This is a genomic window from Streptomyces sp. adm13(2018) (assembly GCF_008042145.1).
In the GTDB taxonomy this organism is placed as follows: domain Bacteria; phylum Actinomycetota; class Actinomycetes; order Streptomycetales; family Streptomycetaceae; genus Streptomyces.
Genome location: NZ_RDBH01000129.1, coordinates 906,803 through 926,860, shown reverse-complemented (window position 1 = coordinate 926,860; position 20,058 = coordinate 906,803). Strand labels below are relative to the sequence as shown.

Sequence of the window (20,058 nt, the reverse complement as noted above, 5' to 3'; positions counted from 1 at the left end):
GGTGCGCACGACGGCGGGGGCGGGTGCGCGCCGGGCCGCGCAAGGGCGCGGGTGCGCACGACGGCGCCGGACCGCGCGGGGCCACCCCCGGCCGGGCCCGCGCCGGCGCTACGCCCCGTAGAACAGCTCCTCGACGACCGCCCTGGCCCGGCGGGTGATCCGCCGGTAGTCGTCGACCATCTCGCCGACGTGACCCGACTCGTACCCCAGGTACCGTCCGACCGCGGCGAGTTCGCGCGGGTCCGACGGGAAGGTGTCGCCGGGCCGGCCGCGGACCAGCATCACCGCGTTGCGGACCCGGGTCGCCAGGACCCACGCCTCGTCCAGGGTCTGCGCCTCCTCCGTCGGGATGAGTCCGGCCGCGTGCGCCGCCCGCAGCGCCTCGCGGGTACGGGTCGTCCGCAGCCCCGGCTCCACCCAGCCGTGCTGCATCTGGAGCAGCTGGATCGTCCACTCGACGTCGCTGAGGCCGCCCCGCCCCAGCTTGGCGTGGAGCGTGGGGTCCGCCCCGCGCGGCAGCCGCTCGGACTCCATCCGGGCCTTGAGGCGGCGGATCTCGCGGACGGCGTCCTCGCCGAGCCCCTCGGCCGGATAGCGCAGCGGGTCGACGAGTTCGACGAACCGCTCCCCCAACTCGCGGTCGCCCGCGAGGGGTTCGGCGCGCAGCAGGGCCTGGCTCTCCCAGACGAGGGACCAGCGGTGGTAGTAGGCGGCGTACGACTTCAGGGTGCGGACCAGCGGGCCGCTCTTGCCCTCCGGCCTGAGGTCCGCGTCGATCAGCAGCGGCGGGTCGGCGGTGGGCAGTTGGAGCAGTCGCCGCATCTCGGCCACCACCCGGTTCGCGGCCCGCGCCGCCTCCTGCTCGTCGACGCCCTCGCGCGGCTCGTGCACGAACAGGACGTCGGCGTCGGAGCCGTACCCCAGCTCGTGACCGCCGAAGCGGCCCATGCCGATGACGGTGAACCGGGTGGGCAGTTCGTCGCCCCACTCGGCGCGGACGGCGGCCCTCAGGGCGCCCGCGATCGTCGCCGCGTTGAGGTCGGTGACGGCCTCCCCCACCCGGTCGACCAGCGCGCCCGGGTCCGGCTCGCGGGGGCTGTCCTCGGTGCCGTACGAGCCGATCAGGTCGGCCGCCGCGGTCCGGAACAGCTCCCGGCGGCGCACCCCGCGGGCCGCCGCGACGGCCTGCTCGGCGTCGGACGCGCGGCCCACCGCCGCCAGGACCTCCTGCTCCAGGTGGTCCCGGCCGCGCGGCCCGAGGCCCTCCGGGTCGCCGAGCAGCGCGACCGCCTCGGGGGCGCGCAGCAGCAGGTCGGGGGCGAGGCGTCCGGCGGAGAGGACCCGGGCGAGGTTCTCGGCGGCGGCGCCCTCGTCGCGGAGCAGCCGCAGGTACCAGGGGGTCTTGCCGAGGGCGTCGGACACCTTGCGGAAGCCGAGCAGGCCGGCGTCCGGGTCGGCGGAGTCCGCGAACCAGCCGAGCAGCACCGGGAGCAGCGTCCGCTGGATCGCGGCCTTGCGGCTGACCCCGGCGGCCAGCGCCTCCAGGTGGCGCAGGGCGGCGGACGGGTCCGCGTACCCCAGTGCTTCGAGCCGCTGCCCCGCGGCCTTCGTGCTGAGCCGGATCTCGCCGGGGGCGAGCTGGGCGAAGGCGTCGAGCAGCGGCCGGTAGAAGAGCTTCTCGTGCAGGCGGCGGACGACGGCGGCGTGCCGCTTCCACTCCTTGTTCAGCTCGGCGACGGGGTCGGTGCGCAGGCCGAGCGAGCGGCCGAGGCGGCGCAGGTCGGCCTCGTCCTCGGGGACGAGGTGGGTGCGCCGCAGCCGGTACAGCTGGATGCGGTGCTCCATGGCCCGCAGGAAGCGGTAGGCCTCGTCGAGCTGCGCGGCGTCGGCCCGGCCGACGTAGCCGCCCGCGGCGAGGGCGGCGAGCGCGTCGAGGGTGGTGCCGCTGTGCAGTCCTGCGTCGCTGCGGCCGTGCACGAGCTGGAGGAGCTGGACGGCGAACTCGACGTCGCGGAGGCCGCCGGGGCCGAGCTTCAGCTCGCGGTCGATCTGGGCGGCGGGGATGTTGTCGACGACCCGGCGGCGCATCTTCTGCACGTCGGGGACGAAGTTCTCCCGCTCGGCCGCCTGCCAGACGAGCGGGGAGACGGCCTCGATGTACTGGGCGCCGAGCTCCGGGTCGCCGGCCACCGCGCGGGCCTTCAGCAGCGCCTGGAACTCCCAGGTCTTCGCCCAGCGCTGGTAGTACGCCAGGTGGGAGGAGAGCGTGCGGACGAGGGGGCCGTTGCGGCCCTCGGGGCGCAGGTTGGCGTCGACCGGCCAGATCGTGCCCTCGACGGTGGTCTCCGAGCAGATCCGCATGAGGTGGGAGGCGAGCCGGGTGGCGGCCTGCATCGCCTTGGCCTCGCCTCCTTCCCGGTCGCCGACCTCGGGGGCGGGCTCCGCCACGAAGATCACGTCGACGTCGGAGACGTAGTTGAGCTCGTGGCCGCCGCACTTGCCCATCGCGATCACGGCGAGCCGGCACTGGGCCGCGTCGTCCGGTGCGGCCGTACGGGCGATGGCGAGGGCCGCGCGCAGGGTCGCCGTCGCCAGGTCGGCGAGTTCGGCGGCGGCCCCGGCGACGTCGATGGTGCCGCACACGTCCCGGGCCGCGATGGCCAGCAGGCACCGGCGGTAGGCGACCCGCAGCGAGTCCGCGTCGACGGCGTCGGCGAGGCCCTGTTCGAACTCGGCCACCCCCGGGTGCAGGTCGGCGGCCTCGTAGGTGACGAGGGACTCCCAGTCGCGCGGGTGCCGGGCCAGGTGGTCGGCGAGCGCCTCGGAGGCGCCGAGCACCCCGAGGAGCCGGTCCCGGAACGGCTTGGCGGCGAGCAGGGTGGTCGTGAAGGTCCCCCGTTCGGTCTCGGGCTGCGCCTCGGCGATGCGGACCAGCCCGCGCAGGGCGAGGTCGGGATCGGCGGTCGCGCCGAGCGAGTCGAGGAGGACGGAGTCGCCGCGCAGCGCGGACAGCTCGGGCGCGTCCAGGAGCCGCTCGGCCCCGGACGGGTCGGTGAATCCGTGCCGCAGCAGACGTGAGAACGTGCTGCTCCTGCGTCCCGGCACCGTCATTCCGCCGCTCCCTCCGAGCCGGTCCGCCCCGGGGCGTCCCCGGGGCTCACGCCCGGGTCGGAACCCGGGCGGATCGAGCCTATCGGGAGCGGGGGACGGGGGCGTTCAGGCCTGCGGTTCGCAGCGGATCACACGTGATGTCCCGCACATCGATGGCTTTTCGAGGGCGATGAACCGTATTCCTTGAAAGTCCGTCTTGCTGGGGGCGGACCACCCCCGCCTGCCCGAACCCGCCGAAGCGACCCTGACGCGGCCCCCGAGGCATGTGCGGGACACCGACAATGGCCCCGGCCACCTCGACGGTCAACGGACACAACAGAAGCCGCGCGGTGGCGACGGGTTCGACCTTCACGGCGCGAGTCTGGATCACCCGCGGGACGACGGGCAATGGAATAGCCGTGAGGGAGGGCGGGCGAAGCGGCCTCGGGGCCGGCGGTGCGCGACCTCCGGCCCCGAGGTCACGTTCCGGGTCCTGCCCGCCCTGACGCGCCTACAGCACCGGCAGGTTCTTCCGCAGCTCGAAGGCGGTGACCTCGCTCCGGTACTCCTCCCACTCCTGCTTCTTGTTGCGGAGGAAGAAGTCGAAGACGTGCTCGCCCAGGGTCTCCGCCACCAGTTCGCTCTTCTCCATCAGGGCGATCGCCTCGCCCAGGTTCTGCGGGAGCGGTTCGATGCCCATCGCTCGGCGTTCCGCGTCGGAGAGGGCCCAGACGTCGTCGTCGGCGCCCGCCGGGAGTTCGTAGCCCTCCTCGATGCCCCTGAGGCCGGCGGCGAGGAGGACCGCGTACGTCAGGTAGGGGTTGGCGCCCGCGTCGATCGAGCGGACCTCCACGCGCGACGAGCCCGTCTTGCCCGGCTTGTACATGGGGACGCGGATCAGGGCCGAGCGGTTGTTGTGGCCCCAGCAGATGTACGAGGGGGCCTCGCCGCCCGAGCCCGCCGTGCGGGACGAGCCGCCCCAGATGCGCTTGTACGAGTTGACCCACTGGTTCGTCACGGCCGAGATCTCGCCCGCGTGCTTCAGCAGGCCCGCGATGAACGAGCGTCCCACCTTGGACAGTTGGTACTCGGCGCCCGACTCGTAGAAGGCGTTCCGGTCGCCCTCGAACAGCGACAGGTGGGTGTGCATGCCCGAGCCCGGGTACTCCGAGAACGGCTTCGGCATGAACGTGGCCTGCACGCCCTGCTCCAGCGCCACCTGCTTCATCACCAGGCGGAACGTCATGATGTTGTCGGCCGTGGAGAGGGCGTCCGCGTACCGGAGGTCGATCTCCTGCTGGCCCGGCGCGCCCTCGTGGTGGCTGAACTCCACCGAGATGCCCATGGATTCGAGCATCGTGATCGCCTGGCGGCGGAAGTCCATGCCCACGTTCTGCGGGGTGTGGTCGAAGTAGCCCGAGTTGTCCGCCGGGGTGGGGCGGGTGCCGTCGAGCGGCTTGTCCTTGAGGAGGAAGAACTCGATCTCGGGGTGGGTGTAGAAGGTGAACCCCAGGTCCGAGGTCTTGGCCAGGGCCCGCTTCAGCACGTATCGCGGGTCGGCGAAGGACGGCGAGCCGTCCGGCATCAGGATGTCGCAGAACATCCGCGCGGTCCCCGGCGCCTCGGCCCGCCACGGCAGGATCTGGAACGTCCCCGGATCCGGCTTGGCGATCATGTCCGACTCGTACACGCGGGCGAATCCCTCGATCGCCGAGCCGTCGAAGCCGATGCCCTCGTCGAAGGCCTGCTCCAGCTCGGCGGGCGCCACGGCCACCGACTTCAGGAAGCCCAGCACGTCGGTGAACCACAGACGTACGAAGCGGATGTCGCGCTCCTCGAGCGTACGGAGCACGAATTCCTGCTGCTTGTCCATTTCCACACCCATCCTCGCTGGTCAGGCCGCCTGCTCCCACCGCCTCGAGCACATCGGGGGGCACCTGAGCATCCCACCACATGGTTTCGCGCACGTTGCACACCCATACTGCCTGCTCGGGTGTGACTCAGGTAACGGGGGAACGGCGGCGTCCGGGTGCCGGTCCACCGCCGCGCCGCCCGTCCGCCGGTACCGAGTGGTACCCCGTTCGGCCCACGGAGTCCCCGCGCCCACTACGATCTGCGCCCATGGGGGCCACACGGCTCGTACGCCCGTCCCAGCACGCGCGTCCCATGGCACTGGTGAGTGCCGTGGCGACGCTCCTCGCCGCGCTCTTCTTCTGTCTGGGCGCCGGACCCGGGCCGGGCGACCACCACGCGGACGCCGGGCCGAGGGCGGGGGACGGCACCCCGGTCGCCGGGACCCCGACCGCCGCTCGCGCGGTCGGCGGGACGGCCGCCACCCGCCCCGTCGGCGGCACGGCCGTCGAGTACGTCTGTCCGTACGACCGCGGCGGCTGCTCCCTGTTCCCCTCGCTCTCCCCCGCGGTGCTCAGCGCTCCCCCGCTCGATCCGCCGCTGCACGCCGCGGACGGGCCGCCGCGCTCCGGGCCGGCGTCCGGCGACGGTGCCGCGCGCCGCTCCGGCGTCCGGCCGCGCGCGCCGGATCTGCACGTCCTTCAAGTTCTCCGGACGTGACGGCGGCGGGCTCCCGCCCTCCGCACGTCCACCCCCGAACTCCACCCCCCTCCCTGAAGAAGGACGACACCACCATGGCCGCCAAGAGCTCCGCCAACGCCGACCGCCGCGCCCGAATAGAGGAGATGCGCCGCGCCGAGCAGGCCCGTGAGCGCCGCAACCGTTTCGTCACGATCGGCATCTCGGGCGTCGTCGTCCTCGGCCTCGTCGGCTTCGGCACCTTCGTGCTGTTGAAGAAGTCCGACGAGCAGGACCAGAAGGACCAGGCCGCGAAGGCCCCCATCGCCGCCGAGAAGAGCTGGGACGCCGACAAGCTCGGCCGCAACCACGTCGAGACGGCCGTGAAGTACGACATGAAGCCGCCGGTCGGCGGCGACCACCACCCGGTGTGGATGAACTGCGACGGCGTCGTCTACAAGAAGCCCATCGCCGAGGTGAACGCCGTGCACTCCCTCGAACACGGCGCCGTCTGGGTGACGTACACCAAGAAGGCCTCCCCCGACGACGTGAAGAAGCTGGAGGAGAAGGTCGGCAAGACCAAGTACACGCTGATGAGCCCGGTCGACGACCAGTCCGGCGCCCTCATGCTGTCCGCCTGGGGCAAGCAGGTCACCGTGGACAGCGCGAGCGACCCCCGCATCGACGCCTTCTTCACCAAGTACGTCCAGGGCCCGCAGACCCCCGAGCCGGGCGCCGCCTGCACCGGCGGGATCGGCCAGTGAGCCGGGTCGGCGAGGACGACGGCGATCTCACGCCGTCGTCCCCGCCCCGGCGGCCGAACCGGACCCAGTGGGCGGCGATCACCGCCGTGGCCCTCGCCCTGCTGTTCGCCGGGGGCGCCGTCACGGTCGCCTCCGCCGAGCGGGAGGAGGCGCCCGCGACGCCCGGCACGCTCTCCGCGGACGCCGGCTTCGCCCGGGACATGGCGGTCCACCACCAGCAGGCCGTCGAGATGTCGTTCATCGTCCGGGACCGCACCGGGAACGAGGAGGTGCGCCGGCTCGCGTACGACATCGCCAACACCCAGGCCAACCAGCGGGGCATGATGCTGGGCTGGCTCGACCTGTGGGGGCTGCCCAAGATCGAGTCCGGCGTCGAGCCGATGACCTGGATGGGCATGGGCGGCTCCGGTGACACCGGTCCGCTCGACGGCGCCCTCATGCCGGGCATGGCGACCAACGCCCAGCTGGACGAGTTGCGCGCGGCGAGCGGCCGCGAGGCCGAGATCCTGTACCTGAAGCTCATGACCGAGCACCACAGGGGCGGGGTCCACATGGCCGAGGGCTGCGTCCAGAAATGCTCGGTGGACATCGAGCGCAACCTCGCGCAGGGCATGGTCGACGCCCAGAAGTCCGAGATGCGGCTGATGGCCGACATGCTCGCGAAGCGCGGCGCCTGACGGCCCGCACCGGCGCCCCCGGCCGCCCCGGCCCCCGTGACCCGCTGCGGTCGCGGGGGCCGTGCCGTACGCCGAGAATGGATGGGGCTCGGGGACGTACGTACGTGTGACCACGTCCGAGGAAAGGGACGCACCCCATGACCACGGCGAAGGACATCATGCACCCCGGGGCCCAGTGGATCCCGGCACACGAGACGCTCGACCGCGCCGCGCAGATGATGCGCAACCTGAACGTGGGCGCGCTGCCCGTCGCCGACGAGAACGAACGGCTCTGCGGGATCCTCACGGACCGCGACATCGTGGTCGGCTGCGTGGCCATGGGCCACGACCCCTCGAAGATCACCTGCGGCGAGATGTCGAAGGGCACCCCCCGCTGGGTCGAGTCGGACGCGGACGTCGGCTCCGTCCTGGAGGAGATGCAGGGGCATCAGATCCGGCGGCTGCCCGTCATCGAGGAGAAGCGGCTGGTCGGCATGATCAGCGAGGCCGACCTGGCGCAGCACCTCTCGGACGAGCAGCTCAAGGGCTTCTGCGAGAGCGTCTACGCGCCTTCCTGACCCGGACGGCACGGACGGTCCGGAACGTCAGGGCGGCCGGGGCTCAGGACCGCCCGCGCCACCGCCTCCGGGCGGTCCTTCATGACCAGATGGCCCGACGGCACGGCCGCCTCGTAGCGGGCGCCGAGCCGCCGGGCCAGTTCGCGCTGGCGCCGTTCCCAGCGGGCCGAGCCCCCGGGGGCGGCGAGGACGGTGACCGGCAGGCCCGGCGGGAGGGGGTGCGTGGCGCGCAGGGCGAGGAGTTCGGCGGCGACGGCTCCGTAGTGGGCGTTCTCCAGGAGGGCACCGCGCAGGACGCGTGAGGTGCGGTAGACCCGGCGTACGAGGTCGGCGGGGGCCGGGTCGTGGCGGACGACCGCGCGGCGGGCCGCGGGGCCGAGGGCGGCGGGGAGTCCGGCGGCGCACAGGACGTCGCCGAGGACGCGGGAGACGGCCCCCGGGAAGGGGCCCGGCCGGGGGTGCTCCTCCACCGACGCGTCCAGGAGTACGAGGGCGGCGGTCCGGTCCGGGTGGAGGCGGGCGAAGGCCTCGGCGTGGAACCCGGCGATCGAGTGGCCGACGACGGTCGCGGGCCCGGGGAGCCCCAGCGCGTCGAGCAGGGCGGCGATCCGGTGGGCCTCGCCGACGGCGGTGGGCGGCGCCGGGGCGGGCTGCGAGAGGCCGTGCCCGGGGCGGTCGAAGCGGACGAGCGTGCGGTGCGGGGCGAGGAGCGGGACGACCGGGTCCCAGTCGAACCAGCTCATCGCGAGGCCCGCGCTGAGGACGCAGACGGGGCCCGCGCCCTCGACGAGGACGTGGTGGGCGACGCCGTCGATCCGTACGAAGGCCGGCCTCGCGGTCACCGCAGCCGCTCCGGTTCCGGGGCGGGCCGGGAGGTCGCGAGGGAGCACGCCAGGACCGCGAGCCAGACCGCCACCAGGAGCACCTGGAGCCGCTGTCCGGCGCCGAGCGCCCAACTGCCCCGGCCCGCCTCGAAGGCGGCGACCGCGGCGAGGGTCCAGACGGTGGCGGCCAGCTCCAGGGCGACGACGACGAGGCCGGTACGGGCGAGGGGCCGCCGGGGGCCGTGGCGGCGGGCCGCCACGGTCAGGGCGACGAGCGCGACGAGCGCGCAGGTCATGGCGAGACCGGAACTCACCGCGTGGGCCGTATGGGTGGCGGGCACCAGCCCGGCGGCCTCGCGCGCGGCGCACGCGGGGTCGACGGTCGCGGCGCAGCTGAGCGGGAGGCGCGAGTCGGCGACGGTGGCGGCCCCGAAGAGGGCGAGGGCGCCCCAGCCGAGGAGGGCCCAGGGTTCGCGGACGCGGCCCGCCCGGCCGCCCTCGCCGTCGGGCCGGGGCCGTCGGCGGCGCCCCGGGGCGGCGGGGCCGGGGGCTCGCGTCGCGGCCCGTCCCAGGACGGCGCCGGCCAGGACCAGGGCGCCCGCCAGCAGGTCGGTGGCGCGGAAGAAGGTGCCGAAGGGCTGGTCGGAGGCGGCCAGTTCGGAGACGTAGGTGCGGACCGGGTCGAGACCGGTCCGCAGGAAGGCTTCGAGGGCCCAGGCGGTGTACGCGAACGCGCCGAGGGCCAGCAGGGCGGCCGAGGCGCGCATCACGTTTCCGGGCATGGTGGGTCTGACGCTACGGCGTCCCGGAGGGTTGCCGTGGCTCGGGGTGGCCCGGCCCCGCCTGCCGGCCCGTCAGCGGTCGCCATACGGGCCATGGTCACCCGCGCGGGGCGGCAGGCGGGGCCGGGCCCCCGGCCGCGCCCGTACACCCGGCCGCGCCCGTACGTCCCCACTCCGCGTCCGGCCCACCCGGTGCCGCCCGTCCGCGTCCGCGTCCGCCCGGGACGGGTGGGGGCCCGGCCCGGGACAGGTGCGGGCCCGGCCCGCGGCCGGGGGCGGCGCGGACACGTACGGCGCGGCCAAGAGCCCCGCCCCGGGCGGACGCGGACGCGGACGGGCGGCACCGGGTGGGCCGGACGCGGAGTGGGGACGTACGGGCGCGGCCGGGTGTACGGGCGCGGCCGGGTGTACGGGCGGACGCGGGTCCGGCGCGGACCGGGCGCGCGCCCGGCTCATCCCGGCGGCCCGCGCCCGGCTCGCCCCGGCGGCCCGCGCCCGGCTCGCAGGCGGGCTCCCCGGCCGCCCGCAGCAGCCTCCCGACCCCGTTCCCAGGACATCGCGTCGGTCTGACGATTACACTGGCCGGGTGCCTCAACTACGCCTCGCCCTGAATCAGATCGACTCGACCGTCGGAGACATCGCCGGGAACGCCGAGGCGATCGTGCACTGGACCCGGCACGCCGCCGGACAGGGCGCGCATCTCGTCGCGTTTCCCGAGATGGCGCTGACCGGATACCCCGTCGAGGACCTCGCGCTGCGTTCCTCGTTCGTGGAGGCGTCGCGGGCGGCCCTGCGCGGTCTCGCCCGGCGGCTCGCGGACGAGGGCTTCGGCGAGGTGGCGGTGGTCGTCGGCTATCTGGACCGGTCCGAGCGGACGGAGCCGAAGCTCGGCCGGCCGGCCGGGTCGCCGGAGAACGCCGCCGCGGTGCTGCACCGGGGCGAGGTGGTGCTGCGCTTCGCGAAGCACCACCTGCCGAACTACGGCGTCTTCGACGAGTACCGCTACTTCGTCCCGGGCGACACCCTGCCGGTGGTCCGGGTCCACGGGATCGACGTGGCCCTGGCGATCTGCGAGGACCTGTGGCAGGACGGCGGCCGGGTGCCGGCGGCCCGCCACGCGGGGGCGGGCCTGCTGCTGTCCGTCAATGCCTCGCCGTACGAGCGGGACAAGGACGACACGCGCCTCGAACTGGTCCGCAGGCGGGCCCGGGAGGCCGGCTGTGTGACCGCGTACCTGGCGAGCATGGGCGGCCAGGACGAGCTGGTCTTCGACGGCGACTCGATCGTGGTGGACGCGGACGGCGACGTGATCGCGCGGGCCCCGCAGTTCGTCGAGGGCAGCATGATCCTCGACCTGGAGCTGCCGGCCGCCGACCCCGGGGCGCCGGAGGGGCTGGTGAACGACGGGCTGACGATCGACCGCGCGGTGCTGTCGGAGGAGCCGCTGCCGGCGTACGAGCCGGAGCTGGCGGGCGGTTACGCGCACCGGCTCGAGGACGACGAGGAGGTGTACTCGGCGCTGGTGATCGGCGTCCGCGCGTACGCCGCGAAGAACGGTTTCCGCTCGGTGCTCGTGGGCCTCTCCGGGGGCATCGACTCGGCGCTCGTCGCCGCCATCGCCTGCGACGCGCTGGGCGCGGAGAACGTCCACGGGGTGTCGATGCCGTCGAAGTACTCCTCCGACCACTCGCGCGGCGACGCCGCGGAGCTCGCCCGGCGCACCGGGCTGCACTTCCGCACCGTGTCGATCGAGCCGATGTTCGACGCGTACATGGGGGCGCTCGGGCTCACCGGCCTCGCCGAGGAGAACCTCCAGTCACGGCTGCGGGGCACGACGCTGATGGCGCTCTCCAACCAGGAGGGCCACATCGTCCTGGCGCCGGGGAACAAGTCCGAGCTGGCGGTCGGCTATTCGACGCTGTACGGCGACTCCGTCGGCGCGTTCGGGCCCATCAAGGACGTCTACAAGTCGACCGTGTTCCGGCTGGCGCGCTGGCGCAACCGGGCGGCCGAGGAGCGCGGCCAGACCCCGCCGATCCCGGAGAGCTCGATCTCCAAGCCGCCGAGCGCGGAGCTGCGCCCGGGGCAGGTCGACACGGACTCGCTGCCGGACTACGACACCCTGGACGCGATCCTCTCCCTGTACGTGGACCAGGACCGGGGCCGGGAGGAGATCGTGGCGGCCGGGTTCGACGAGGAACTGGTCGCGCGGACGCTGCGGATGGTGGACGCGGCGGAGTACAAGCGGCGCCAGTACCCGCCGGGCACCAAGATCTCGGCGAAGGGCTTCGGGAAGGACCGGCGCCTGCCGGTCACGAACCGCTGGCGGGAGACGACGGGCTGACCTGCCGGTCCGCCGTGGCGAGGGGGCTCTGCGCGACGACGCGCGAGGCCCCCTCCCCCGTACCCCGGTCGAGCAGCCCGGCGACCGCGGCGATCACCAGGCCCACCAGCGTGAGGCCGGCGCCGACGAGCGCCGGCGAGGTCCAGCCCCAGCCAGCGGCGACGGCGGCGCCGCCGACCCAGGCGCCGCCGGCGTTGGCGAGGTTGAACGCGGAGTGGTTGGAGGCGGAGGCGAGCGTCGGGGCGTCCTTGGCCTTGTTCATGACCAGCATCTGGAGCGGGGTGGTGGTCATGAAGCCGACGGCGCCGAGCACCACGACCGTGACCAGGGCCAGCCAGGGCACGTGGATCGTGAAGCGGAAGGCGACCAGCGCGAGGACGAGGGCGGCGAGCGAGCCGTACAGGGTCGGCCGGAGCGCCCGGTCGGTCAGCGGGCCCGCGGCGAGCGCCCCGCCGGTCATGCCGAGGCCGAAGAGGGCGAGGACGATGGTGACGGTGGAGTCGCCGAAGCCCATCACCTCGGTGGTCATCGAGGCCAGGTACGAGTAGACGGCGAAGACGCCCGCGAAGCCGAAGACGGCGGTGAGCAGTCCGAGCAGCACCTGCGGGCGGCCGAGCGCGCGCACCTCGCGGCCGAGGCTCTGCCGCTCGTCCACCGGGACGTGGGGCACGAGGCGGGCGAGGGCGGCGATGGCGAGCAGGCCGACGGCGGCCACGACGAGGAAGGTGGCCCGCCAGCCGAGGTGCTGGCCGAGCAGGGTCGCGGCCGGTACGCCGAGGATGTTGGCGACGGTCAGGCCGAGGAACATGGTGGCGACCGCGCGGGCCTGCCGCCCCTCGCGCACCAGGCGGGCGGCGACCACCGCGCCGAGGCCGAAGAACGCGCCGTGCGGCAGGCCGGCGAGGACCCGGCCGGCGATCAGCCAGCCGAAGCCGGGGGCGAGCGCGGAGGCCAGGTTGCCGACCGTGAAGAGGGCCATGAGCAGGAGCAGCATCCGCTTGCGCGGGACGCGGGAGCCCAGGGCGGTGAGCAGCGGGGCGCCGACGACGACGCCGATGGCGTACGCCGAGACGAGGTATCCGGCGGTGGGGACGGAGGTGCCGAGGTCGTCGGCGACCTGCGGGAGCAGGCCCATCATCACGAATTCGGTGGTGCCGATGCCGAAGGCGGAGACGGCGAGCGCGAGCAGCGCCAGGGGCATGGGGAGGGCCTTTCCTGAAGATAGTTCTTCTACGGAACAAAGGCTCTCAGATGTTTTCTTCCCGGCGGCTTCCGGGGGGTGAAGGGTGGGTTTCGCCCCGGGAGCCGCCCGTCCCCGGCCGGGCGCCCGCGGCGGGACCCGCCCGTGCGCCCCCGCCCGTGCGCCCCCGGCGGTCCGCTCCGGCTACAGCTTCACGCGGGCGGCGAGCGGGAGGTGGTCGCTCTGGGTCTTCGGGAGGGCCCAGGACGACATCGGCTCCACTCCCTTGACCAGGATCTGGTCGATGCGGGCCATCGGGAACGAGGCCGGCCAGCTGAAGCCGAAGCCGTCGCCCGCCGCGCCCTGCGTGGAGCGGAGCTGCGAGGTGATGCCGTTGAGCGCGCGGTCGTTCATGGTGCCGTTGAGGTCGCCGAGGAGGATGATCCGCTCGTGCCGGTCGTCGGAGATGGCCTCGCCGAGGGCGTTCGCGCTGACGTCGCGCTGGTTGGCGGTGAAGCCGGCGTTCAGCTTGACCCGGACGGACGGCAGGTGGGCGACGTAGACGGCGACCTCGCCGGCGGGGGTGACGACGTTCGCGCGCATGGCGCGGGTCCAGCCCATCCGGATGTCGACCGGCTGCGCGCCGCGCAGCGGCAGCTTGCTCCAGAGTCCGACGGTGCCCTCCACCGCGTGGTACGGGTAGGCCTCCGCCAGGTTCTTCTCGTACGCCGGGACCATGTCGCCCTTCAGTTCCTCCAGGGCGACGATGTCGGCGCCGGAGGCGGCGAGCTGGCGGGCGGTGCCCGCGGGGTCCGGGTTGTCGGCGTTCACGTTGTGGGTCGCGACGGTCAGGTCGCCGCCGGCCTCGGACTTGTCGGCGACGAGCCCGCCGAAGAGGTTCAGCCACACCACGGCCGGGAGCAGCAGGGCGATCAGCGCGGTGGCGGAGCGGCGCAGCAGGGCGAGGACGAGGAGGAGGGGGACGAAGAGGCCGAGCCAGGGCAGGAAGGTCTCGGTGAGGCTGCCGAGGTTGCCGATCCGGTTGGGGATGTCGGAGTGGAGGACCATCAGCAGGGTGACGGCGACCGCGCAGAGCGCGATCAGGATGCCGCGGCGCCAGATCCCGGGGTCGCGGCGGAGTCCGCCGAGGGTGGTCCGGAAGCGGGAGGAGCGCCGGTTCCCGTTCTCCGCGCCGCCCTGCTCGGTCTCCGTCATGTCCACCCGCGCCATCGCCCGTCCTCACTGCCTTGCTGCCGTGCCGTCTTGCTGCCGTGCTCCGTGACCCACGTCGACACTAGGGGATTGACGGGGCCGTCGTACGTCCGGTGGGACGACGGGCAGGGCGTGGCGGGTTCCTGCAGGTGGCGTCCCCGGGCGGGCTGTGACAGAACGCGCACATTCGGCCGGGTCCGGCCTTGTGGCACGGGCGGCGGTCAGTCCCTGGGTCGAAGGCCCTCCATCACGGTGTCGACGACCCGCTCGGCGAGGCCGGGTTCCAGGGAGGCACCGGGACGGATGACGCTGCGCAGCAGCAACGGGCCGGTGAGGAGGTCGTTGACGAATTCGACGTCGAGGTCGTCGCGGATCTCGCCCTGCTCCATCCCGCGGCGGACGGCGTCCAGGGTGAGGCGGCGGCGCGGTTCGATGGCGGTGTGGTGGTAGACCTCCCACAGCCGGGGGTAGAGCTGCATCTGCGCGAACGCGTTGTGGAGCAGGCTGGAGGTCCGCTTGGCGACGCCGCGTTCGCGCATCGATTCCAGGAGGACGACGAGGTCGCCCCGGACCGAGGTGCCGGGGAGCACGGGGTCCGGGGGTTCCATCGAGCGGAGCAGGTCGACGAAGAGCTCTTCCTTGCCGGTCCAACGGCGGTAGATGGTGGCCTTGCCGACGCCGGCGGTGCGGGCGATCCGTTCGATGGACAGTTCGGCGAGCGGCACGCCCTCGTCCAGGAGCCCGACGACCGCGTCGAAGACGGCCCGCTCGACGCCCTCGCTCCGGGGGCGGCCCCGGCGGGTGCCGGGAGCGGCACCGGCCGCGCCGTCGTGGGGCTCGGGGGCTGCGGGGGTTCCGCCGTCCTGCCGCGACACGTGCGCTCCACCTCTCGTCCGGACCCCCGGGCCGACGTCGGGTTCTCCGGCGTCAGGGGGTCTTCGGGGTCTTCGGGTCCTACCGTCGGGCCGATTCTCCCGCCTCGGGGAGCGGGCCCGGCACCGAGCCCCGCCGGGCGTCGCCGTCGGGTCGGGTTCCGGCCGCCGGGGCGTCCGGTCCGGGCGCGCCGGGGTCCGTCCCGTCGGCCGGGCCCGCCGCGGTGCCCCGTGCGCCGTCCGGGCCCGCCGCACCGGGTGCCCGGCCGCCCGGTCCGGCCTCGCCCGCGGGTGCGCGGCCGGGCAGGAAGGCCGCGACCACCGCCGCGCCGACCAGGCCGATCAGCGCGGAGGCGAGGGCCGTGACGTGCATGGCGTCCAGGAAGGCGCTGTACGCCGGGGCCACCAGGTCCCGGCCCGCCGGGCCGAGCTTCTCGGCGACCGCGAGCGTGGCCTCGACGGACTCGCCCGCGGCGCCCCGCAGGGCCTCGGGGACGGCGCCGAGGTGCCCCTCGATCTCGCCCCGGTACGTGGAGGAGAGCAGCGAGCCGAGGACGGCGACGCCGAGCGCGCCGCCGACCTGGCGGAAGGTGTTGTTGATGGCGGAGCCTGAGCCCGCCTTCTCCCGGGGCAGCGCCTGCATGATCGAGACCGTGACGGGGGGCATGATGTGCGCCATTCCCGCGCCCTGGACGAAGAAGACGACCTCCATGATCCAGACCGGGGTCGAGGCGTCGAAGAGGGCGAAGGCCGCGAGGCCCAGGGTGACGAGCAGCATGCCGGCGGTGCAGACGGCCTTGGCGCCGAAGCGTTCGACGACGAGCCGCGCGCGGGGCGCGAAGACCATCTGCGCGACGGCCAGCGGCAGGATGAGCAGTCCGGACTGCAGGGCGCTGTAGCCGCGGACGCTCTGCAGGTAGAACGCGGAGAAGAAGGTGACGCCCATGAGCGCGAAGAAGACGAGCGCGATGGCGGCGACGGCCGCGGAGAACGCGGGCCGCTTGAAGTAGGTCATGTCGATCGCCGGGTGGTCGCTGCGCCGCTCGTGGAGGACGAAGAGGACCAGGACGGCGAGGCCGCCGAGGACCGGGGCGAGGACGGTGGGCTCGGTGAAGTCGGCCAGTTCGCCGCCGCGGATGATCCCGTAGACGAGGAGGACGAGTCCGACGACGGAGAGCAGCACGCCGGGGAGGTCGATCCGCCCGGGCCGGGGGTCTCGGGAGTCGGGAACCAGCCAGATCATCAGGGCGAGGGCGAGGAGCACGACCGGCACGTTGACGAGGAAGATCGATCCCCACCAGAAGTGTTCGAGCAGGATGCCGCCGGTGATCGGGCCGATCGCGATGGCGAGGCCGACCCCGCCGGCCCATATGCCGATGGCCTTGGGCTGCTCGTCGCGCTCGAAGACGTTCATGAGGACGGCGAGCGTCGCGGGCATGACGAAGGCGGCGCCGAGGCCCATGACGGCCCGGAAGCCGATGAGCTCGCCCGGGGAGCCGGAGAACGCGGCGAGGGCGGAGCCCAGGCCGAAGACGGTGATGCCGAAGAGCAGCACCTTCTTGCGGCCGAGGCGGTCGCCGAGCAGGCCGGAGGTGAAGAGGAGGCCGGCGAAGACGAGCGTGTAGGAGTTGATCGCCCATTCCAGCTCGCTCTGGGTGGCGCCGATGCCGGTGGGCGCGGGGGACGCGATCGTCTTGACGGCGACGTTCAGGATCGAGTTGTCGAGGACGACGATCAGCAGGCTGAGCATGAGGACGCCGAGGACGGCCCAGCGGCGCCGGTGGACGGCTTCGGGGACCCGGGGGCCGGGGGGGCTGTGGCATGCCCACCACCCTAAGACCATTTCGATACGAGACCGTCTCGTATCGAAAATTCTGACCGAGGCTTTACGTTCGCGGGCCGTGAACCGCGTTCACGGGGCGCCGTCACTCGGGTGGCCCAGTCCCACGCAGCCGGGGCTCGGGCCCGTAACGCACCGCCCCGGCGCGCCGGTGTGAACAGCGCCACTCCGGCCCACTTCCCCGCCCGCCCGGCGAAGTGCCACCATGGATGTGGTCCGGGGACGCCGTCAGGGCGCCTCGAGATGACACAAGGAGCCGTGCACCATGACGCTTCAGGCTGCTCAGAAACCGCCCGCCGACAGCAGCAAGGCGCTGTACGGCGGCAAGGGAACGCGCCGCATCACCGTCCACGACATCGCCGCCGCCAAGACCCGCGGCGAGAAGTGGCCCATGCTCACCGCCTACGACGCGATGACCGCGTCCGTCTTCGACGAGGCCGGCATCCCGGTCATCCTCGTCGGAGACTCCATGGGCAACTGTCACCTCGGCTACGAGACCACCGTGCCCGTCACGATGGACGAGATGACCCTGCTCTCCGCCGCCGTCGTCCGGGGCACGAAGCGCGCCCTGGTCGTGGGCGACCTCCCCTTCGGCTCGTACCAGGAAGGGCCCGTCCAGGCCCTGCGCAACGCCACCCGGCTGGTCAAGGACGCGGGCGTCGGCGCGATCAAGCTGGAGGGCGGCGAGCGCTCCCTGCCGCAGACCGAGCTGCTCGTCCAGGCCGGCATCCCCGTCATGTCCCACCTGGGCCTGACCCCGCAGTCCGTGAACACCATGGGCTACCGGGTGCAGGGCCGCTCCGACGAGGCCGCGCACAAGCTGCTCCGCGACGCGAAGGCGGCGCAGGACGCGGGCGCGTTCGCGGTGGTCCTGGAGCTCGTACCGGCCGAGCTGGCCGCCGAGGTCACCCGCTCGCTGCACATCCCGACCATCGGGATCGGCGCGGGCGCCGGCACCGACGCCCAGGTGCTCGTCTGGACCGACATGGCCGGCCTCACCGGCGGCAAGGTCCCGCGCTTCACCAAGCAGTACGCCAACCTCCGCGAGACGCTCGGCGACGCCGCCCGCGCCTTCGCCGAGGACGTCCAGGGCGGGGAGTTCCCCGCCGAGGAGCACAGCTTCCACTAGGACCGCCGCTCCACCCCGAGGCCCTGATCGCGACAGGGCCCACCGGCCACCGCGGCACCACCCGACAGCCCGCCGACATCCCCCATCGGCGGGCTGTCGGCCGTCTGTCGGTCGTCTGTCGGGGGCTTGTCGGTGGTGCCTGGTCTAGTAGGGGCCATGACGCGATCACACACCAACGCCGTCGAGGTCCGGGGCCTCGTGAAGCACTTCGGCGCCACCAAGGCCCTCGACGGGGTCGACCTGGACGTGCGGGAGGGCACCGTCCTCGGCGTGCTCGGCCCGAACGGCGCCGGGAAGACCACCCTCGTCCGCTGCCTCTCCACCCTGCTCGTCCCGGACTCCGGGACCGCCACCGTCGCCGGGTACGACGTGGTGAAGCACCCCCGTCAGCTGCGCCGCACCATAGGGCTCACCGGCCAGTACGCCTCGGTCGACGAGAAGCTGTCCGGCTGGGAGAACCTGTACATGATCGGGCGGCTGCTCGACCTCTCCCGCGCCGACGCCCGCCGCCGGTCCGACGAGATGCTGGAGCGCTTCTCCCTCACCGACGCGGCCAAGCGGCCCGCCATGAACTACTCGGGCGGCATGCGGCGACGGCTCGACCTCGCCGCCTCGATGATCGGCAGCCCGGCCGTCCTCTACCTGGACGAGCCGACCACCGGTCTCGACCCCCGCACCCGCAACGAGGTGTGGGACGAGGTGCAGCGGATGGTCTCCGAGGGCGTCACCGTCCTCCTCACCACCCAGTACATGGAGGAGGCGGAGCAGCTCGCGAGCGAGCTGACCGTCATCGACAAGGGCAAGGTCATCGCCAGGGGCGGGGTCGACGAGCTGAAGGCCAAGGTCGGCGGCCGGACCCTGAAGGTCCGCCCGGTGGACCCGGACCAGCTGCCCGCGATGGCGGCCGCACTCCACGAGACCGGCCTGGACGGCATCGCCGGCGCGACCGTCGTGCCCGACGAGGGCGCGCTGTACGTGCCGATCCTCACCGACCAGCAGCTGACCGCGGTCGTGGCGCTGCTCGGCGCCCGCGGCTTCGGCATCGCCCACATCGGCACCCATCTGCCCAGCCTGGACGAGGTGTTCCTCGCCATCACCGGCCAGAAGACCACCGCGTCCGACGAGATCCCCGAGGAGGTCGCCGCATGAGCACGACCACGGTCACCCAGTCCCCCGTCGACGCCCCGGGTCCGGCGGTCGTACGGCGCCCGCCCGTCGCCGAGGGCCGGATCGGACTCCGCGCCAACCTGCGGCACATCGGCGCCCTCGCCCGCCGCAACGCGCTCCAGATCAAGCAGGACCCGGAGTCGATGTTCGACGCCGTCCTGATGCCGATCATCTTCATCCTGCTGTTCGTGTACGTCTTCGGCGGCGCGATCTCCGGCAAGGGCAACAACGACGTCTACGTCAACTACGTGACGCCCGGCCTGATGGCGATGATGGGCATGAACATCGCGATGGCCGTCGGCGTCGGCATCAACGACGACTTCAAGAAGGGGGTCATGGACCGGTTCCGGACGATGCCGATCGCCCGGTCCTCCGTCCTGATCGCGAAGATCGTCGTCGAGGTCGGCCGGATGCTGATCGCCACCGCGATCCTGCTCGGCATGGGCTTCCTGCTCGGCCTGGAGATCCACACCTCGGTGCTGCACCTCTTCGCCGCCATCGGCCTCTCGATGGTCTTCGGCGCGTCCCTCATGTGGATCTTCATCCTGCTCGGCCTGACCCTGAAGACCGCCCAGGCGGTCCAGGGCATGGCGATGCTGGTCCTGATGCCGCTGCAGTTCGGCTCGTCGATCTTCGCCCCGACGAGTTCCATGCCGGGCTGGCTGGAGACCTTCACCGACTACAACCCGCTGTCGAACCTCGCCGACGCCGCCCGGAACCTGATCAACGGCGGTCCGGTCGCCCACTCCGTGTGGATGGTGCTCGGCTGGGCCCTGCTGATCACGGTCGTCACGGCCCCTCTGGCGGTGACCAAGTTCCGCAAGAAGACCTGAGTCCGGCCGGCCCCGTCCGGCCGGGACCGGACGGACGGGTGCCACGGGGGTTCAGGACTCGGCGCGCTCACTGATCGCGTCGGCGGCGCGACCGAGCACGGCGGCGGCCTCTTCCAGCGAGAGGGCGCCGCCTTCCGCGTGTGCCACCGCGAACTCCGTGTCCCCCAGCGCGGCCCGGCACAGTTCCTCGGCCCGCGCCCGGTTGTCCCGCTCCATCGGCGGGGCCAGGTGCCCCGGCGGGACCAGGGCGTCCCGGGC

Annotated in this window: 17 protein-coding genes; 8 read left to right on the top strand and 9 right to left on the bottom strand. The window is 73.4% G+C overall.

What is annotated here, in order from left to right; genetic code table 11:
- Positions 1-108: 108 nt before the first annotated feature.
- A complete protein-coding gene (locus EAO70_RS20875; protein WP_148004391.1) occupies positions 109-3,111 on the bottom strand; it encodes a bifunctional [glutamine synthetase] adenylyltransferase/[glutamine synthetase]-adenylyl-L-tyrosine phosphorylase in 3,003 nt (1,000 codons plus the stop codon).
- 490 nt (positions 3,112-3,601) lie between these two features.
- Positions 3,602-4,963: a glutamine synthetase family protein gene (locus EAO70_RS20870; protein ID WP_148004390.1), complete on the bottom strand. Its 1,362-nt coding sequence runs from the start codon at positions 4,961-4,963 to the stop codon at positions 3,602-3,604.
- Positions 4,964-5,256: 293 nt separating this feature from the next.
- On the opposite strand from EAO70_RS20870, the gene EAO70_RS20865 reads away from it, so the two are divergent.
- The 4 genes from EAO70_RS20865 to EAO70_RS20850 all read left to right on the top strand — a co-directional run bounded on the left by EAO70_RS20865 (position 5,257) and on the right by EAO70_RS20850 (position 7,617).
- Positions 5,257-5,661: a hypothetical protein gene (locus EAO70_RS20865; RefSeq protein ID WP_261992968.1), complete on the top strand. Its 405-nt coding sequence runs from the start codon at positions 5,257-5,259 to the stop codon at positions 5,659-5,661.
- A 74-nt stretch (positions 5,662-5,735) separates the two neighbouring features.
- Positions 5,736-6,383: a DUF3105 domain-containing protein gene (locus tag EAO70_RS20860; RefSeq protein ID WP_148004388.1), complete on the top strand. Its 648-nt coding sequence runs from the start codon at positions 5,736-5,738 to the stop codon at positions 6,381-6,383.
- A 77-nt stretch (positions 6,384-6,460) separates the two neighbouring features.
- Positions 6,461-7,060, top strand: coding sequence for a DUF305 domain-containing protein (locus EAO70_RS20855; protein WP_148005269.1), 600 nt, complete (start codon positions 6,461-6,463; stop codon positions 7,058-7,060).
- 137 nt (positions 7,061-7,197) lie between these two features.
- Entirely contained in the window at positions 7,198-7,617 is a 420-nt protein-coding gene (locus EAO70_RS20850; protein ID WP_148004387.1) for a CBS domain-containing protein, read from the top strand.
- On the opposite strand, the gene EAO70_RS20845 is transcribed toward EAO70_RS20850, so the two are convergent.
- Together EAO70_RS20845 and EAO70_RS20840 are read right to left on the bottom strand one after the other, a co-directional pair.
- On the bottom strand, positions 7,602-8,459 hold the full coding sequence (locus EAO70_RS20845; protein ID WP_148004386.1) for an alpha/beta fold hydrolase: 858 nt from the start codon (positions 8,457-8,459) through the stop codon (positions 7,602-7,604). The genes EAO70_RS20850 and EAO70_RS20845 overlap by 16 nt on opposite strands.
- A complete protein-coding gene (locus EAO70_RS20840; protein ID WP_148004385.1) occupies positions 8,456-9,223 on the bottom strand; it encodes a DUF998 domain-containing protein in 768 nt (255 codons plus the stop codon). The genes EAO70_RS20845 and EAO70_RS20840 overlap by 4 nt, the downstream gene beginning before the upstream one ends.
- Before the next feature lie 586 nt (positions 9,224-9,809).
- Between EAO70_RS20840 and EAO70_RS20835 the strand changes: the two genes are divergently transcribed.
- On the top strand, positions 9,810-11,567 hold the full coding sequence (locus EAO70_RS20835; RefSeq protein WP_148004384.1) for an NAD+ synthase: 1,758 nt from the start codon (positions 9,810-9,812) through the stop codon (positions 11,565-11,567).
- On the opposite strand, the gene EAO70_RS20830 is transcribed toward EAO70_RS20835, so the two are convergent.
- From EAO70_RS20830 to EAO70_RS20815, 4 genes are all read right to left on the bottom strand, one after another.
- The gene (locus EAO70_RS20830; protein ID WP_148004383.1) at positions 11,536-12,768 is read right to left on the bottom strand and encodes an MFS transporter; all 1,233 of its coding nucleotides are present in this window, start codon (positions 12,766-12,768) and stop codon (positions 11,536-11,538) included. The genes EAO70_RS20835 and EAO70_RS20830 overlap by 32 nt on opposite strands.
- Before the next feature lie 183 nt (positions 12,769-12,951).
- Positions 12,952-13,977, bottom strand: coding sequence for an endonuclease/exonuclease/phosphatase family protein (locus EAO70_RS20825; protein WP_148004382.1), 1,026 nt, complete (start codon positions 13,975-13,977; stop codon positions 12,952-12,954).
- Positions 13,978-14,180: 203 nt separating this feature from the next.
- Positions 14,181-14,834: a TetR/AcrR family transcriptional regulator gene (locus tag EAO70_RS20820; RefSeq protein WP_148004381.1), complete on the bottom strand. Its 654-nt coding sequence runs from the start codon at positions 14,832-14,834 to the stop codon at positions 14,181-14,183.
- Positions 14,835-14,913: 79 nt separating this feature from the next.
- The gene (locus tag EAO70_RS20815; protein ID WP_148004380.1) at positions 14,914-16,674 is read right to left on the bottom strand and encodes a DHA2 family efflux MFS transporter permease subunit; all 1,761 of its coding nucleotides are present in this window, start codon (positions 16,672-16,674) and stop codon (positions 14,914-14,916) included.
- A gap of 262 nt (positions 16,675-16,936) precedes the next feature.
- Here EAO70_RS20815 and panB point away from each other — a divergent pair, with 262 nt between their 5' ends.
- The 3 genes from panB to EAO70_RS20800 all read left to right on the top strand — a co-directional run bounded on the left by panB (position 16,937) and on the right by EAO70_RS20800 (position 19,800).
- Positions 16,937-17,800: a 3-methyl-2-oxobutanoate hydroxymethyltransferase gene (gene panB / locus EAO70_RS20810; protein WP_148004379.1), complete on the top strand. Its 864-nt coding sequence runs from the start codon at positions 16,937-16,939 to the stop codon at positions 17,798-17,800.
- 156 nt (positions 17,801-17,956) lie between these two features.
- Entirely contained in the window at positions 17,957-18,949 is a 993-nt protein-coding gene (locus EAO70_RS20805) for an ATP-binding cassette domain-containing protein (RefSeq protein ID WP_148004378.1), read from the top strand.
- Positions 18,946-19,800 carry an ABC transporter permease gene (locus EAO70_RS20800; RefSeq protein WP_148004377.1) on the top strand — a complete coding sequence of 285 codons (855 nt, stop codon included), beginning with the start codon at positions 18,946-18,948 and terminating at the stop codon, positions 19,798-19,800. The genes EAO70_RS20805 and EAO70_RS20800 overlap by 4 nt, the downstream gene beginning before the upstream one ends.
- 51 nt (positions 19,801-19,851) lie before the next feature.
- On the opposite strand, the gene EAO70_RS38055 is transcribed toward EAO70_RS20800, so the two are convergent.
- Positions 19,852-20,058: hypothetical protein (locus tag EAO70_RS38055; RefSeq protein ID WP_187283966.1), on the bottom strand; the 207-nt coding region annotated here is incomplete at its 5' end.